The organism is Mesorhizobium sp. RIZ17 (genome assembly GCF_051127865.1).
Lineage (GTDB): Bacteria > Pseudomonadota > Alphaproteobacteria > Rhizobiales > Rhizobiaceae > Mesorhizobium > Mesorhizobium humile.
In genome coordinates this window covers 3,641,876-3,657,472 of sequence record NZ_CP147861.1, presented here as the reverse complement: position 1 = coordinate 3,657,472, position 15,597 = coordinate 3,641,876, and the positions used below count along the sequence as shown (strand labels likewise).

12 protein-coding genes and 1 pseudogene are annotated in these 15,597 nt (G+C 58.4%); 11 read left to right on the top strand and 2 right to left on the bottom strand.

What is annotated here, in order from left to right; genetic code table 11:
• The first annotated feature begins 10 nt into the window (after positions 1 to 10).
• On the top strand, positions 11 to 328 hold the full coding sequence (locus WDX12_RS17475) for a YMGG-like glycine zipper-containing protein (RefSeq protein ID WP_127234358.1): 318 nt from the start codon (positions 11 to 13) through the stop codon (positions 326 to 328).
• Between the two features lie 111 nt (positions 329 to 439).
• The gene (locus tag WDX12_RS17470; RefSeq protein WP_434721379.1) at positions 440 to 1,585 is read left to right on the top strand and encodes an acyltransferase family protein; all 1,146 of its coding nucleotides are present in this window, start codon (positions 440 to 442) and stop codon (positions 1,583 to 1,585) included.
• Positions 1,586 to 1,631: 46 nt separating this feature from the next.
• Here the strand turns inward: WDX12_RS17470 and WDX12_RS17465 are convergent, their stop codons facing one another.
• Complete coding sequence (locus tag WDX12_RS17465; protein WP_434721378.1) at positions 1,632 to 2,801, bottom strand: acyltransferase family protein; 1,170 nt, start codon at positions 2,799 to 2,801, stop codon at positions 1,632 to 1,634.
• Between the two features lie 453 nt (positions 2,802 to 3,254).
• On the opposite strand from WDX12_RS17465, the gene WDX12_RS17460 reads away from it, so the two are divergent.
• A complete protein-coding gene (locus WDX12_RS17460; protein ID WP_434721377.1) occupies positions 3,255 to 3,743 on the top strand; it encodes a hypothetical protein in 489 nt (162 codons plus the stop codon).
• Positions 3,743 to 4,942: a hypothetical protein gene (locus WDX12_RS17455; RefSeq protein WP_434721376.1), complete on the top strand. Its 1,200-nt coding sequence runs from the start codon at positions 3,743 to 3,745 to the stop codon at positions 4,940 to 4,942. The genes WDX12_RS17460 and WDX12_RS17455 overlap by 1 nt, the downstream gene beginning before the upstream one ends.
• A gap of 257 nt (positions 4,943 to 5,199) precedes the next feature.
• On the opposite strand, the pseudogene WDX12_RS17450 reads toward WDX12_RS17455, so the two are convergent.
• A pseudogene (locus tag WDX12_RS17450) lies at positions 5,200 to 5,319 on the bottom strand (integrase); the annotation flags it as partial.
• Positions 5,320 to 5,494: 175 nt separating this feature from the next.
• On the opposite strand from WDX12_RS17450, the gene WDX12_RS17445 reads away from it, so the two are divergent.
• The 7 genes from WDX12_RS17445 (at position 5,495) to WDX12_RS17415 (ending at position 15,551) form a co-directional block, all read left to right on the top strand.
• Positions 5,495 to 6,460, top strand: a complete 966-nt coding sequence (locus tag WDX12_RS17445; RefSeq protein WP_434721375.1) for a DUF4365 domain-containing protein — start codon at positions 5,495 to 5,497, stop codon at positions 6,458 to 6,460.
• A gap of 285 nt (positions 6,461 to 6,745) precedes the next feature.
• A complete protein-coding gene (locus tag WDX12_RS17440) occupies positions 6,746 to 7,663 on the top strand; it encodes a hypothetical protein (protein ID WP_434721374.1) in 918 nt (305 codons plus the stop codon).
• The gene (locus WDX12_RS17435; RefSeq protein ID WP_434721373.1) at positions 7,653 to 8,141 is read left to right on the top strand and encodes a hypothetical protein; all 489 of its coding nucleotides are present in this window, start codon (positions 7,653 to 7,655) and stop codon (positions 8,139 to 8,141) included. Before WDX12_RS17440 ends, WDX12_RS17435 begins: the two co-directional genes overlap by 11 nt.
• Positions 8,138 to 10,162 carry a hypothetical protein gene (locus tag WDX12_RS17430; RefSeq protein WP_434721372.1) on the top strand — a complete coding sequence of 675 codons (2,025 nt, stop codon included), beginning with the start codon at positions 8,138 to 8,140 and terminating at the stop codon, positions 10,160 to 10,162. The genes WDX12_RS17435 and WDX12_RS17430 overlap by 4 nt, the downstream gene beginning before the upstream one ends.
• A 147-nt stretch (positions 10,163 to 10,309) precedes the next feature.
• On the top strand, positions 10,310 to 11,302 hold the full coding sequence (locus tag WDX12_RS17425) for a hypothetical protein (protein WP_434721371.1): 993 nt from the start codon (positions 10,310 to 10,312) through the stop codon (positions 11,300 to 11,302).
• Complete coding sequence (locus WDX12_RS17420) at positions 11,299 to 12,399, top strand: hypothetical protein (RefSeq protein ID WP_434721370.1); 1,101 nt, start codon at positions 11,299 to 11,301, stop codon at positions 12,397 to 12,399. Before WDX12_RS17425 ends, WDX12_RS17420 begins: the two co-directional genes overlap by 4 nt.
• A 527-nt stretch (positions 12,400 to 12,926) precedes the next feature.
• Complete coding sequence (locus tag WDX12_RS17415) at positions 12,927 to 15,551, top strand: bifunctional diguanylate cyclase/phosphodiesterase (protein WP_434725661.1); 2,625 nt, start codon at positions 12,927 to 12,929, stop codon at positions 15,549 to 15,551.
• The last annotated feature ends 46 nt before the right edge of the window (positions 15,552 to 15,597 follow it).

The window sequence follows — 15,597 nt, the reverse complement described above, 5'->3', positions numbered from 1 at the left end:
AGTTCTAGTGATGATCATTAAGAAGGCTATTCTGGCGGTGCTGATGACCGCAGCACTCGCCGGCTGCGAGACGCAGACCGAGGGCCAGCAGCGGGCCACCACCGGCGCGCTGATCGGTGGCGCCGGCGGCGCACTGGTCGGCCAGGCGATCGGCGGCAACACCAAGAGCACGGTGATCGGTGCTGCCAGCGGCGCGCTGCTCGGCGCCGTCGTTGGCTCGGCCACCACCCCGCAGCGCCGCGGCGACCAGCTCTGCCGCTATCAGGACCGCTACGGCCGCATCTACACCGCGCCCTGCGACGACCGCTATTACAACGGCAACTACTGATCGTTAGCCACCTTCTCCCCGCTCGCGGGGAGAAGGTCCGGGGGTATGAGTGCATTGTCGGTCGCGTGCGCCGCAAAAAGGTTCTTGTGCGACGCAACAATCGATGCGTAGATGGGTTTGGGTGACGCTGGCGGGGTCAGGACGACCGGAGAGCGGAATCTGAGACCCGAGACGACCCATTTCGACGCGTTGCATGGACTGCGAGGCATCGCTGCCGTTCTTGTGATGCTTGGCCATTTCAGCGAGCTTACGGCGCGGCATCTTGAGCTGGCGCCGTCAGGCTTCCTGGCCGTCGACCTGTTTTTTCTGCTGAGCGGCTTCGTGATTGCCCACGCCTATGACGAGAAGTTCCGGAAAGGGATGTCTTTCTGGGAATTCGCGGAGGCCCGTATCCTCAGGCTTTACCCATTATATTTCGCCGCAATCGGTGTCGCCATGGTTGGCGTGGGCGCGGTCATCGCAATGCAGGGGCTAAGCTCGTATTCCCGGCTGGATTTGCTTGCGAGCCTCGCGTTTTCCCTTCTTTTCCTGCCCACGCCGCCGTCGCTGTCGGTCGGCCCAGATGTGCTTTTCCCGCTGAACGGTCCGGCATGGTCGCTTTTCTATGAACTGGTCGCCAACGCGGTTTTCGCCGCGCTGGCCCTGAAGCTTGCTCGCCGCTCGCTGGCTGCTATCTTCAGCCTTGGTTTCCTGGCGCTGGCGCTGATGGCCTGGCAGGGCGTCATCCTGGGTGGCGGGGCCCATTGGGACGGCACGATCGCGGCTCCCGCCCGGATCGCTTTTTCCTTCTTCCTCGGCGTTTATCTGCGGCGATATGCGACCGGAGACAGCCGGGATGGCAATCTTTACATGCCGATCCTGCTGGCGCTTTGCGCGGGACTGATGATCTTCCGTCCCGCCGGAAATGCGCAATTGTACGACCTGGCGATTATAGTGCTGGTCTGGCCCTGGCTTGTTCTCACGGCTTCCCGCTTGCGGCTCTCGGGCTTCTGGCGCGCGATCGCCCTGTTCTCGGGCAACATCTCCTACGCCATCTATGCGCTTCACACGCCGTTGATCAGGATTGTGAATGTCCTGGACGAATCCGTCACTGGAACCCAGTGGAATCAGCACGGCCTGCCATTCGTAGTGGGAACATCCATTCTCGTCATCGCGGTCTCGGCGTTCGCGCATTATGTCTACGACAAGAATGTCCGGACGCTGCTGCGGCATCTGCTTTCATTGCGGCGCGCACGCGAGGGCGTGACGCAGTTCTAGCCGAAGTCCTGCCGCACCGGCGGCGATCGACGATGCGCCGCCGATGCTACTCGGCAGGACTTGGCTTCAGCAGCGGCTTGCGGGCGAACCGGTGCAGAACCGTGCGACCGAGTTGCTGGCCAGGCATTTCGATGACCCTGTAGGTAATGAAGGACAGGACGCAGACCACCGGCAGCACGATCGCCAGCACGATGGCGAAGCGCAGCGGCGCCGCGAGGCCGTCGCCATAATGGGCAATGACGAGGGCCGCCACGGGTTGCAGAACCAGCAGGTGGATCAGATAGATGCTGTAAGACAATTCGCCGAGCACACGGAACACGCCTCCGCCCAATACGACGGCGATCGTTCGCGCCATGGCACCCGCCGTGCCGGGCAGCATCCGGTAGAGGACAAGGGCAAAGAACCCAAGCACCAATGCTTCGCGTATCAAGAACTTCGAGAGGCCGTAGCCGTCGCCGAAGGGGATGGCCGCAAGCGCCATGGCCAAGGCCAGATGAAGCACTGGCCGCGGTTGCCTTTGCGCCAGGACGCCCGCCAAAAGCATGCCGCACAGGAAGACCTGGATCTTCAGCGGCAGCAATGACGGCATCGGGAAATGGACCGAGGCCGCATTGAGGATCATCACCGCGAAGGCGCCGAGAGCCGCCACGAATATCGCGCTCCAGACCCAATCGAAACGGCGCACCAAAAGCATGAGCGCCGGAAAGACCGAGTAGAACTGCATTTCCAGCCCCAGGCTCCAGTCGGGCAGCGGCGTCCGGTAGGCAAGGTTCGGGGAAAGGCCGAACAGGAATGTCAGGTGAGCGGCGATGTTCTTCAGGCTGCTGTCGAGGTAGCGCTCGGGCGCCTGCGGCACACGGCCCAGGAATGCGTCGATGACCGTCCGCGATTCATAAAGATACGGGCCGAGCGCCAGCGCGAAGAACAGCATGACGTAGAACAGGGGCGCGATGCGGAAATAACGCCGCGTCCAGAATTTCAGCCAGGTTTCAGGCCTTTGCCAAGGCTCCTTGTCCTGGCGCAACTGATAGTGGAACACCATCAGGAAGCCGGACAGCATGATGAAGAGATCGACGCCCAGCGCAGGGTCGCCGAGCACCGGAAGATGCCAGCCTGTCAGGAGCAGGCAGTGGCCAACCAGCACCCACAACGCGGCGGTAGCGCGAAGCCCATCCAGGCATTCGATGCGCGATGAATCGGTAAGGCTATCGTTCATGCTGCAATGCAGCATGGCGAGCGTGCCCAGAATGTCAACCCGCGATGGTCTGTCAGCTGAAATTTGACGCGGTCACTCGCGCCATATCGGCCCACCTAGGCCGGCTTACGGGCTGTGGCTGGATCTGAGCAAGGGGAGGAATACCCGCTGATGGTGTGGGGCTTTGGCCCGAAACTCTGGGTAACAACCTGACCAGTTTCGCGATGTTGCGAATGGCCTATTTGGGGCCGTCTGCTGACTGTCCGGTTCTGGCCGAAAAACTGAGAGAGCCGACGTTCGGCCAGTGACCCCATTGTTGCTGTCCCCAAGCAGTCGCCTGATTGGCAGCAGGCCATACAGCGGAAATCGTGATCTGTCGGATTTGAGTGCATGGACGGTCATGTCTTCGCTTGAACTAGATCACTAACACAGTAGGCTCCTGCAGATCGCAACGTCGGGTTGCCGGAGCCAGTTGTGCCAGACCATTCGAAGATACTCTCTGCCATCGCGGCCACCGATGACGCCGATCGCCTTCGGCAGTTCCGGGAAAACGCACAGAAGAACGGCGTCGATGAGGTTGCCGACGCCGCCTTCCGACGCCTAATCGAGATCGTGCCCTCCGAGGCTCCTGGCACGCTAGAGCACGATTTCTGGTCAATGGTGACCGCGTTCGAAGAGCACCGACGCCTCGATCGGGGTAAGAAGTCGCCGATGCATCGTACGCGGGACAAAGTCGCTCGGGTCGGTATTCATCAGACACTCGCCGATTTCGCGACGGACCGGAAACCAACGGCCGGGTTCGAGCAACTGCTCGAATGGGGCATGCCGGAGTTGACCGGCGAAGCGATCGTCCTGCGTCATCAGAGCGAATTCGAACCGGAAGTCACTGCGGCTGCCAGGCGGCGTCTGGAAGACGCTGGCATCGACATCGAGACACTTGTTCGACCGGAAGGTGGTCGCTGATGCACGTCGAGACCACGGGCGTTGCTCGTATTCGCCATAGGGACACGGGCGAAGAATTCGAAATCGAGCGTGACGAACTTGAGTGGGAGGCAACCGACGGTGACGGCGATCGTCAAATGGGGCCGGAGACGATTTACACGGCCGAAATCGCTCACCCTGATCTCGGCGACCTTCGATGGGAATTGTCCGAATATCCGGTCGGCGTAACGAACCACGTCACACACAACTTCGGCGCCCATGAGCTTCTCGAAGATTTCGACATAGCTGTGATCCTGGATCCAGAGGATGCGGAAGAGCCTTTCGAACTCACACCTCCACCAGAATCGGACGACCCACCTGGCAGCAGTCAACGATATTATGCCGAAGACGATGACTTTGGGATCACCGCTGCCGAACTCGCCAACCTGACAGCCGACAGGCAGGTGCCGTACCTGACGTTTTGGTTCTTGGGCTATCACGAGGATCCGGCGCACGAGACCCCATACAACGGCCGTGAGGGTGGCTATTTATACGTGCACGGTGGGCCGTATAACGCCGATGATGAGCTAGCCACCGAGTTCGGCGGCTTCGCATCTGATGAGGCTATCGAACTTGCCGTCGAGGAAATTCAAGCGGACGGCATTTACGACTGGGCACCAACCTCGGCGCACCCCGATCGACGAGATGAGGGCTCGGACTACGAGCCCCTTTCATCGCTCGATGAATTGGAGATTGATCTTCGGCGGTCGATCAGAGCGGTGGAAGCAGGCGAGGTCCCCCAGTTCGGCACTTCAGAGGAGCGTGAGGCTCGCTTCAACATGCGATCGGCGTTTGTCGAATTGGCAGCGCGCCTTCCCCCACGAGAAAGGGTTCGAGGTGGCATAGGCGACAACAACCCGCCGCCGGACGAACGCTTTACGCAGGAGGAGTTGGACGAGACCCGAGAAGCCGCCGAAACTGTGCTCGTTGAACTCGAGAAGGACGAACCGGACATCGTCGCTGTTTCGAAAGCAAGCGGTATCCTGGTTCGCATCGCAAAATACGTTGGCCGGAAGGCTGATATGGCGGTGGATGCGATGGCGAAATCCTTCGGGACCGGTCTAGGGATAGCTGCAGTCGGCGGTGTGACTGTTCTTGTTACCGGGCTTTATGAGCCACTGGTTCACGCGCTCGGAACAATCGGCCCGTGGCTTGAGACGGTCTTCCATTTCTTGATCTAATTTCTTCTCCAACACGCACGATATCCTGCGCTCGCCTCGAGTGAGGCTCCGCTGAAATCCAGGCGCTCGTCGCCAAATCCGTGCGCACCGCGCTCGCCGCACTGCCACGCCAGCCGAGACGCTCGTCAACGCGTATCTTCGTGGGGCCCGCTGCCTCTGAAGCTCGTTGACCAAAGGAAGGGCAGCTTTCCCGGCATAGTGACCCGAAACCTGCCGGGAAGCGGTCATTCAGTGCACCCGGATGACCGCCCCGAACGTCAGATCTCAGTTCGTTCGGCTAACAGCAGAGCGTCTTCGGTATCGACACCGAGGTAGCGAACGGTGTTCTCAATCTTCGTATGCCCAAGCAGGATCTGAATGGCGCGCAGATTGCCCGTAAGCTGGCATTCTGCACCGCCTCATCGGCAAAGTTTGCCTGTCCGCTTACGACCCCATCTCGGCCATGCCAAGTGTCCGCGAGCCCGGTAGAGGACAGCAGCCACAATGGGGTGTAGGCGGACATCAGAAGGTACCCCACTTCCGCTCCCGCGACGGCGGGTCTAAGACCCCGTCATGGCCGAAGCTAAAAAACAAGCCGAGCAACACATCATCGACCGCGAGGGGGAGAAACTCCTGCGGGCGAAGCTACCGCAACACTGGTTGTTGCGAGACTACCGGCCCGATTACGGCCTCGACTTTACAATTGAGACGTTCAAGACCGGGGTGGCGGCGGACGGCAAGCTGAAGACTTACGAGACGCTGGGCGAACACGTCTTCGTCCAGCTCAAGAGCGTGGCGGAGCCGATGCCTGCCCCGCTCACGCTGTACGGCCGCGGCAATGTCGAGAAGGCCCCCGAACAACTCGAGCGTAAGAACAAGGCGGGGGACGTCGAAACCTACCGCTTCCAGCTGGAGACCTCCGAACTGGTCACGGTCGAGCGGATGGGCATCGGCGTGCCCGTCCTCTTGGTCATCGCCGACCTCGCCAACGAGCGCTGCTCGTTCGTCTGCCTAAACGACTACATCGACAAGATCCTCATCCCCCGCCACGCAGACTACCGAGACAAGGCGAGCCGCACGATCCATGTTCCCGTGCGCAACGAGATTGGCAGCGACATGGGCCAGGTCGCCCTGCGCTGGTACGCCAAGCGGCCCAAGCTCCTAGCCGCGTTCCAGCGGTTCACCTACCAGTATTCCGAACTGCAGTGGGCTCAGGACAGCGACTGGCGTGGCCTGGCCAACTACTTCGCCCGGCGCATCGCCGCCTACGACTTCTGGGAGGACGCCGAGATGTGCGTCCCCATTGCCTACGACGCCGCTGGCCTTCGACGCTTCATCGAGATCGGACAGCCCGGCTTCTTCACTCGACCAGCCGAAATTCCTGATGGGTTCGACGAGGCGTCGCTGACGGCGCACTGCGAAAAACTCGATGTCTTCGAGTTGTGGCGCCTGCTCTCGCTGTTGCCGAAGACCTACGAAGATGTTTGGCGCGAATGGTTCCTGCCGACGGCCCTAGGGGAGCTGACATCGGCGCCTTAGGACACGTGGAGGCGGAGCCATTCAGTGAGATTCTTACGATCGAACGGAAACTGAATGGGCCACGTGCATCGAACAACCTACTGACAGTTCTCGTTCTGTCTCGGCCAATGATTCCGCTGGACGGTGGCGACGGTGGCCTACATCACACAGCGTGGAGCCCCCAATCTCCGCGCAGAGATCGGTATTTGTGAAATGACCGGCACTACGTTTGACTGGTTTGGTCCCCAAATGGTCCGTTGAATTATGGGGCGTTGGCGTTAAGCTGAGAATATTGGGGGGTCGGCAATGTTGAACGCAGTCCAAGTCTGGAATCCAGATGACTGGGAGCTTTTTGCCCAAAGTCTACTTCATGGGCGTCACGGTCCGCTGCACGTGCAGAAAATCCCGGCTGCCCACAAGGGCGACTACGGCATTGATTACTACTGCACAAAGGACGGCGTTGCCTACCAATGCTATGCGGTCGAAGAACCAATAGATATTTCGGTTAGAGCGGAGCGCCAGAAGAAAAAGATCACGATCGACATAGGGAAGCTCGTCAAAAATCATGTCGAGATTGGAAAGCTATTCCATGGGGTGCCCATCAGGCATTGGGTGCTCATGGCACCCCTCCATGACAGCAAGGACGTTAATCTTCACTGCGCCAAGAAGACGAAGGACTTGCGTAACGTTGGTTGTCCTGCGTTCGACCCAACGGTCGAGGTCATCATTCAAGATCCCAGCAATTTTCCGAATGATGCCGTTGCTCTCGGAATGTCTGCTCTTTCCAAGGTAACTCTGTCTATCCCAACGCCCTCCCCTTCAGAACTGGCGACATGGACGGCGGGGTCTTCCGACCTCCTTGCCAACGCCACCGTGAAGCTCAAAAAGCGGGCACCGCCCGACAAGCTCGATGATGTCGTGAGCGAAACGGTCAGGTCTTTCCTGCAGGGCAACGCGGTCCTCGATGCTCTTCGCTCTGGTTCGCCCGATCTCCACGAGAAGGTCATGTCTGCGGTAAGGAGCCGCGCTCGACGATTGGAGTTTGCTGGCCCCCAATCAGGTGGATCCGCCGGGGAGATATTGCACGCGGAACTCGATGCCCTGATTGCCGCGATGCAGGCGGCGGCCCCAAGTCTTTCGGCAGAAAACGCAGAGCAGGTCGCGTACGGCTCCATATGTGAATGGATCATGCGTTGCCCGCTGGATTTTCCCGATGTCCAGTGAGCCGAGCCTTCGGAATACCATACTCGGCGGGGCGTTCACTTATACGGCGCGTCCCGACCCTATGCCGGGGGACCTCCGTATGTCTTGGGGGATAGCCGTACTGGTCCTCACGCTCTTCTATAGCCGGACGAAAAAATCGAACTTTCAGAAACTCCAGTTCATGGCGCACGCCGTTCGATTGCCGGAGGGCAGGGAGGAAGTTCGCGGACTTCTGTCAGGTGAATATAGGCCCACTGACGTTTCAGTTCGAGTAGAGCCTTCCCTCAACCGAGCGGTGGCACTGGCACATGCACTGAAGCTGGTGAAGATTGAAAGAGGCACTTCGGTCTCGCTCACAGATACCGGCGAGAAAATGGCTTCGGCCATCGTGAAGGGTGACGACACGCTGAAGGAGGAAGTGTCGTTCCTTCGCGAAGTAGCCCCGAAAATGACCGATGCACTCATGAAACGGGTTTGGCGGCTGGAGGACCTCCTATGACACTGCGCTTCCAGCGTCTGCGACTTCGTGCGGTCACATCTGACGGGTTATATGGTGCGGATGTTCCGTTCTCTCCTGGCCTGACGGTCCTGTGGGCCGACAACACCAAGGGTAAATCGACCTGCCTGCAAGGAATGCTTTATGCCTTGGGTTTGGAGCGCATGCTGAGCCCACGGCGGGAGATTCCCCTACCGCATGCTATGACAACCTATCTCAATACGGACGACGAAAAGCGCGTTGAGGTATTGGAATCGAGTGTGTCGCTCGAAATTGCCAATGGGAGCGGCCAGGTCATCACCGTGAATCGGGCCGTGAAGGCAAGCACGGATACCCGGCTAGTCTCTGTCGACTTCGGTACCGCGTTGTCGGGCGACGGGGCCGCCCTCCGCCGACAGAACTTTTTCGTTCTGGATCCTGGGGCAGCGCAGCGCGAAGACGGTTTTCATCACTTCCTCGAAGGTTTCATAGGATGGCGATTGCCGCAGGTTAGGCGGTACGACGCTCCCGAAACGAAACTGTATCTCGAGACCGTATTCCCCTTGTTCTGGGTTGAGCAAAAGTTTGGATGGACGGCCATCCCGGCCGCCATACCGACCTATATGCGAATCCGCGAGGTGCATAAGCGCGCTGTCGAGTTCATCATGGACCTCGATGTGTACAAGCTCGAGGTACAGAGAGAACGCCTCGCGGAGCGCCTAGCAGCAAACTCGAAGGAATGGTCCGTGGTTCGGCAAGAGCTAGACCGATTTGTAGCCAGAGGTGGCGGACGAGTAGCAGCTCTTAGCGAAAGCCCTGTCGCCGATCCGGCTGCGTTGTCGAACGCGCACGTGCAGCTGGCTGAGGGGACAGAATGGATTCCATTGAGCTCCGTCGTCTCCCAACTCAGGCGGAATGTCGCAGAGCTAGCTGCGAGGGCGGTACCAGCGGTCGAGGAGCAATCGGAAGAGGTTGGTCAGAAACTGTCCCAGCTCACACAGCAGGTCGACCAGTTAAACGCCGAGCGAATTCGTGTGCATGGTATTCAGCAACTCAAAATTGCTGACATGCAATCCCTTAGAAGGCGGATTGGGGCTCTTGAGGACGATCTGGCAAAGAATCTCGACGTGCAAAGATTGCAGCGCTACTCCGGCGTCACGGCCGCACTGACACCAGATAGATGCCCAACATGCGAGCAGTCACTGGTAGACACGTTGCTGTCACAGGATGCCCTTTCGTCAGTAATGCCGATTTCTGATAATATTGAATACATTCGATCTCAGAAGAAAATGTTCGAAGACATCCTCGTCAGGGAACAGGCAGAGGAGAATGAGCGGCGGGATCAGCTCTCGGCGATCGGTAGAAGACTGGTTGACTACTACGCTCAGATCCGGCTCCTTCGATCAGAGTTGGTAGCGCCGGGCGCCAACCCATCCGCCGCCATCATCGAAGAGCGCATCCGAGCTGAGGCGCGATTGCGGGACCTTGAGGCCCTTCAGGCGATTTTCGATGATGCCGTGGATCGACTTGGTAATCTGCAGGAAGCCTACAGTGCGCTCCTCCTAGAGCGAGCTCAGATTCCGACTGAGAAACTCTCTCCCAGCGATCATGACAAACTAAATCGGCTGACGTCACTGGTACAGGATCAAGCCAAAGATTTCGGCTTCAGCACGTTCTCGCCGGCGGAGCTATCGATTTCGCAAGACAGCTACAGGCCCGAGAAGGAAGGATTTGAAATTGGTTTCGAGACATCCGCGAGTGACGCCATTCGTCTGAAGTGGGCCTATCAGTTGGGACTTCTCGAGCTCGCCAGTGACAAATCCACCAACCATCCCGGCATGCTTGTCTTCGATGAGCCGCGTCAGCAATCGTCTTCTCGACCGAGTTTTCAAAACCTTCTGAATCGCGCCGCTAGAGCTAAAAGGCGGAATCAGCAGGTGATATTCTCTACAAGCGAGGACCTCGAAACACTCAAATCGATAACTTCTACGATTGACTGCGATGAGGTTATCTTCCCGGGCTATATCCTTCAAAAGCTTGAATAGGGTCGTACTCCACCGAGGTCTTCATGGAGTGGAGGTGGCAGAATAACCGGCAATGCGCTTGGCTAGTGACGATCGGACAATGTGACCGTAAAGTGGGCTTCCAAAGCTTGCTCTGCTGCTGAACACAGTGCAGGCCTGGAGGGGGACATGGCAGATAATCAGCTGACCAAGGCTCAGCTCAAGGAGCTTGCCAACAAGATTGTCGTTGCTCAAGGGAACATCTTCATCAAGGAGCTGCTGCGGAGCAGTGGTGCCAAGATCGGCACTACTAAAGATGATTTCTCGAATAATCTTGCGGCCGCGATAGATGCCGATCTCCTCTCCCAAAAAATGCTCGAAGCCTGGCTAGCCGAAATTGAAGGCTGGGGCGATCAGCACCTCTATCTGGTCGAGCCCCCAGTAGTTGACGCTGCAAATCTCGCAGGCGGCATTGCCGCCAGCCCGCATTCTGACGCTCTAAATGCAGTCACCAGCCTTGAATTTCCCGACGCGCTCCAACTCAAGCAGATCACTCTCGATGCAGGCAGCCTGTCGATGGTCTGGCACCAGAACAAGGAAGGCTGGAATCGCTGGCGCCCGAAGGATTTCGTGGAAGAAGAGGGGCTGGAGCGGTACCGGTTCGACGCCTATCGCCAGCGATTCGACCGCAGCATCGTTCGATATGCCTGGAACTTTGGCGACCCCTATTGCGCCATCCTGATCCATCGCAACACCGAGATCGACCACGGCCAGGTTTTTGAGGATGTGCGCGCTGTCCTGACCGCGATCGGTTGCCCTGATGCTCCCTTTTTGCGGATCCCACTTAATCAGGCCGTCAAGATCGCAGCGACCAAAAGCAAAGGCACGCACTCCGCGCGCTTCGAGCTCGACGCAGGCTATGTCGAAGTCGCCTCCACACTCGCTGATGGCGGTATTGACGCAGTCGAGCCAGTTCGCGTGGTTCTGCACAATGTCGATACGAGCAAATTCGACAGAGCGCAGGGGATGCTCCATTTCGCTGCCGAGGAGGATGGGACGAGCCGGCGTCTCGCAGTCCAAGTCTATGGAAGCGAGGCGCGGCTGAGAATCTGGGCGCAATGCAAGCGCGAGGACGTCTCGCAGATCCTTAAGCTGCTTTGGGGCTACAATAGCGAGTCATGAACCCGTCCGAGGCATCCGAACGAAGCTGGAAGGCAGAGATCGCTCGACGCCTCGGACAAGGCGACGGGCTAGAATTCACCCGGGCGCAGTTCGCCGAAGCGGTCGGCGCCGCGGCTGAAGACGAGGCACTTCGCGAATTTCTCAACCAGGCCAACGAGTCAGGCGCACTGAAGAAAATCGAAGCCTTTCGGTGCCCCATGCCCGAATGCAAGAAGGTCCTCAGTCCCGCAGGCGCCCCTTACTCGGCGTGCCCGTACTGTCAGACGGACTATCATGAGGAGGGCGTTGAGGTCATCACCGAGACCTTCTACCGACTTGCGGGCGAGACTAGCCGCGACATTAGGTGGATGATTGTCGTGCACGGCATGAACAGCCGCGCCGAATGGCAGGAGGAGTTCAGCTGGCAAATTGCCAATAAGCTTCGCTACTCCGCACCGGTACTCATATACAAGTATGGCTGGGCGACGGTCGATGTGCTGGTTTGCTGGCTCCACCGCAAGCTAGCGAACCGGCTCGGCGAGCGAATGCGCATTGCGATCGCACAGGCAGAAGCAAGCCGCCGTCCTCCCCGCCCCGACATCATTGCCCACAGCTTCGGTACCCATCTGTTGTCGATGGTCCTGACTAACCCGGATTTCGAAGATCTGAAATTCGGGCGTGTCATAACGGCGGGCAGTGTCATCCGCCCTGATTTCGACTGGGACAGTCTGATCGAAAATGGCCGTGTGGAGGCCGTGCTTAATCATGTCGGCGAGAAGGACAAACCGGTGCAGATCGCGCAGTTCGCGATTCCCGGCACGGGCCCTGGCGGGAGGGTCGGCTACACGGCGAAAAAGACGATCAATGTCTGCGCGCCAACCTTCAACCACTCGGACTTTTTTCTTACTGAGAATCTTCGCGCTCAAATCGCGGATGGTGGCCTGTGGCACAGCTTCCTGACACATCCTCTGGAGCATTTCACGCCAGAAGGGCGCCTCGTGCCTGCATCATGGAAGCGCGCGCCGCTTGTAATCCGCGCGGCAACGCGCAGCATCGGCTACGCACTCTTTGCCGTATTCGCGCCGTTCTCGTGGCTGCGGCGTAGGCTAGATCCTTGAAGTTCATCAGTGGCGGCTTTCGGGAACCGCCCACGGGTTGGTGAACGACCGAGGCCGACCGGCAGCTTGGGGGCCGAAAGCCGTCCGGCAGCATCCAGGCACGAATCATTAGAAGCAGACTTTTAGATTGGCCCGGGCATCGACGTGATTGGCCATCGCGGCAATCCGGTAATGGTGTCGTTGACCATGCCGTCGCCGACATAACTCTGATCTGGGGCCATACCAGTTGGCGAACGGTAGAACCGCGAAGGACGGGCAAAGTTATCAGATCAAAAGCAGTCACTATGATCTGCCATCGCGCTTGACCTCCTGGCAGCGCTTGGCGCGACACGCGCTTCCGACCGTTTCTCTTCCTCGTCGATCCATCGTCCGGACTAACAGATAAGGTTTGGTCTCCATGTGCCTAAAGTTTGAGCAGGGGTCCCAAGACTCGATTAAGTCTGACCCTATACCTTGCACCAATCGGAAGTTAGGCCGACCGAGATTCCACCTTGCCATTTGCCATTCATCAGCGCTTCCGCACCTTGATGACCTGGACCAGTCTTCCGGCGTTGATTGCACTTGTCGTGCTGTTGATCGCTGGAATTTTTGCTGACCATCAAAACAGCGTCGTTGCCGAGCAGGCATTGCGCGTTGACGTTGCGAAGGAGATGAACCTCGTCCGCGCCAATCTCGAAGGCAATGTCAATGGAGACCTTCAACTAGCGCGCGGTCTGATTGCGACGATCGTTACCGAACCGAATATGAGCCAAACCCGCTTTGCCAAGCTGGCAGAGAGCCTTTTTCGCGATAAGACACAGGTCAGAAACATTGCCGCTGCTCCCGGCCTGGTCATCTCTTTGATGTATCCAATGGAAGGCAATGAAAAGGCCGTTGGATTGGACTTTCGCAAGGATCAAGATACGCGTGAAGCCGTACTTCGGGCACGCGACACCAAACAACTGGTGTTGGCCGGCCCCCTGCAGCTCAAGCAAGGAGGTCAGGCGTTTATCGGCCGATTCCCTGTATTCCTTGATCGTGACCGCCCTAGCGAGACGTTCTGGGGCATAGTGGCTGCAGTAATCGACATTCAGAAGCTGTACGAAGACAGCGGTCTTTTAGACAAGAAACTGGCGATCGAGATCGCTCTGACGGGCAAGGACGCTCTTGGCCGCGGCGGTGAGCGATTTTACGGCCCGGCGCGCGTGGCGGAAGACAATCCCGTTACGGCCGAGGTGCGGTTGCCGACAGGATCGTGGCAGATTTCCGCCATTCCCAAGGGCGGCTGGAACGCCACGCCCCGGAATGCTTGGATTTTGCGATTGGCAATGCTCATCGGCGGCGCTCTGGTCGTGGTTCCGATTGTCATTGCGGGGCGGCTTTTCGAACAACGGCATAAGCATTACGCCGATCTGCGCCGCAGCGAACGACGGCTCGCCCAGCTTTCAGAGAGGCTGGAGCTTGCGCTTGACGCCTCGCAAATTGGCGTCTGGGAACAGGATCTCGACTCGGACATCATATACTGGGACGACCGCCTGAACGAAATCTACGGAAAGCCGGCCGATGGCAAACCGAGGACCTTCCAAGAGTGGGCAAGATCTATTCATCCTGATGATTTTGAACAGGCGAAGCGGGATTTCGCGCAGGGGATCGCGACCGGCGTATACTCTTCGGAATATCGGGTAACGCTTCCCAACGGAGCTATTCGACATCTTCGCGCGCGTGCGAAGAGTTACAAGGACGGTACCGACCACAAAATGGTCGGAGCGGAATGGGACGTGACGGCGGACGTGGCCCTGAGGCGGGAGTTGGAACGGGCAAAGAACCTCGCCGAAACGAGGAATGCTGAGCTGGAGGCGGCGACGGCGCGCAACGAACACACAGCGCTTCACGATTCGCTGACTGGCCTTCCAAATCGCCGCCACCTGGACGCCGTGCTCGATGGTCACGCCGCCACGGGGTCAACGGCTGAGAGCGGCGCCGCGCTTCTGCATCTTGATCTCGACCGCTTTAAACAGATCAATGACACGCTTGGCCATGCCGTCGGCGACGCCGTACTGATCCATACCGCGAACGTGCTGACCTCGACTATTGGGTCGGCAGATTTCGTTGCCCGGGTCGGAGGCGATGAGTTTGTCATAGTCTGCTGGCGCGACATCTCGATAGACCAACTCAAGCAGTTGGCCGACCGGATAATCCGGAGATTGCGCCAGCCGGTTCCCTATAAGGACCATCAGTGCCGTAGTGGAGTCAGCATCGGGATCGCAGTCCATAAGGGCGGTCCTATCGACGGCCCACGCCTGATGGTCAACGCGGACATAGCCCTCTATCGGGCCAAGGGCCGGGGACGCAATCGGTATGAGTTCTTCACCGAAGATCTCCAGTCTGAGATCGTTCGAACCAAACGGCTGGCCGATGAGATCCTCGGAGGGTTGGAACGCAACGAATTTGTTCCGCACTACCAGCTGCAGTTCGACGCGAAAACGCTAAAAATTGCCGGCGTTGAGGCGCTGGCGCGCTGGAACCATCCGATCGACGGCCTTCAGCCGCCAGGTCGGTTCATGAAAATTGCGGAAGAATTGAATGTCGTTTCAACTATTGACCGACTAGTGCTCAAACAAACTCTCCACGATTTTGATCAGTGGCAGACAGCTCGGCTGTCGGTTCCGCGCGTCTCCGTGAACGTCTCTGCAAGACGGCTGCAGGACGAGGAGCTGATCAAAAGCCTGACTTCACTTTCAATAAAACCAGGAACCGTTTCCTTCGAGCTACTCGAATCGATCTTCCTCGACGATAATGACGAGCTTATGGCTTGGAACGTCAATCAGATCAAGGAGCTCGGGATCGACATCGAAATTGACGATTTTGGCACCGGCCACGCCTCGATTGTCAGCTTGCTTGAACTTCAACCGCGACGGCTCAAAATTGCACGCCAGCTAATTAGTCCAATCGCCGAGTCAGCTCGGCGGCGCGAGGTCGTAGAATCGATTGTGCAAATTGGCAGGTCCTTGAGCGTAGAAGTCATCGCCGAAGGTGTCGAGACAATGCAGCAGGCCAAGATCCTCAAGGATTTGGGCTGCGACGTCTTGCAAGGCTATGCGCTCAGCCGACCGATGAGTGCATACAAGATCATGGAGTTTTTAAGCAGCCGGCGAATGCGCGCTGCGTCCTGAGATCGACGCACGCCGCGACGAGTTTCACGGCTCCGGGCTGAGCCCT

Excerpts from the sequence above, each read along its gene's own strand:
- WDX12_RS17420 (WP_434721370.1), top strand. The coding sequence starts at position 11,299 with ATGAACCCGTCCGAGGCATCCGAACGAAGCTGGAAGGCAGAGATCGCT.
- WDX12_RS17415 (WP_434725661.1), top strand. The coding sequence starts at position 12,927 with ATGACCTGGACCAGTCTTCCGGCGTTGATTGCACTTGTCGTGCTGTTG.
- WDX12_RS17435 (WP_434721373.1), top strand. The coding sequence starts at position 7,653 with ATGTCCAGTGAGCCGAGCCTTCGGAATACCATACTCGGCGGGGCGTTC.
- WDX12_RS17455 (WP_434721376.1), top strand. The coding sequence starts at position 3,743 with ATGCACGTCGAGACCACGGGCGTTGCTCGTATTCGCCATAGGGACACG.
- WDX12_RS17425 (WP_434721371.1), top strand. The coding sequence starts at position 10,310 with ATGGCAGATAATCAGCTGACCAAGGCTCAGCTCAAGGAGCTTGCCAAC.
- WDX12_RS17440 (WP_434721374.1), top strand. The coding sequence starts at position 6,746 with ATGTTGAACGCAGTCCAAGTCTGGAATCCAGATGACTGGGAGCTTTTT.
- WDX12_RS17465 (WP_434721378.1), bottom strand. The coding sequence starts at position 2,801 with ATGAACGATAGCCTTACCGATTCATCGCGCATCGAATGCCTGGATGGG.
- WDX12_RS17475 (WP_127234358.1), top strand. The coding sequence starts at position 11 with ATGATCATTAAGAAGGCTATTCTGGCGGTGCTGATGACCGCAGCACTC.
- WDX12_RS17470 (WP_434721379.1), top strand. The coding sequence starts at position 440 with ATGGGTTTGGGTGACGCTGGCGGGGTCAGGACGACCGGAGAGCGGAAT.
- WDX12_RS17430 (WP_434721372.1), top strand. The coding sequence starts at position 8,138 with ATGACACTGCGCTTCCAGCGTCTGCGACTTCGTGCGGTCACATCTGAC.
- WDX12_RS17445 (WP_434721375.1), top strand. The coding sequence starts at position 5,495 with ATGGCCGAAGCTAAAAAACAAGCCGAGCAACACATCATCGACCGCGAG.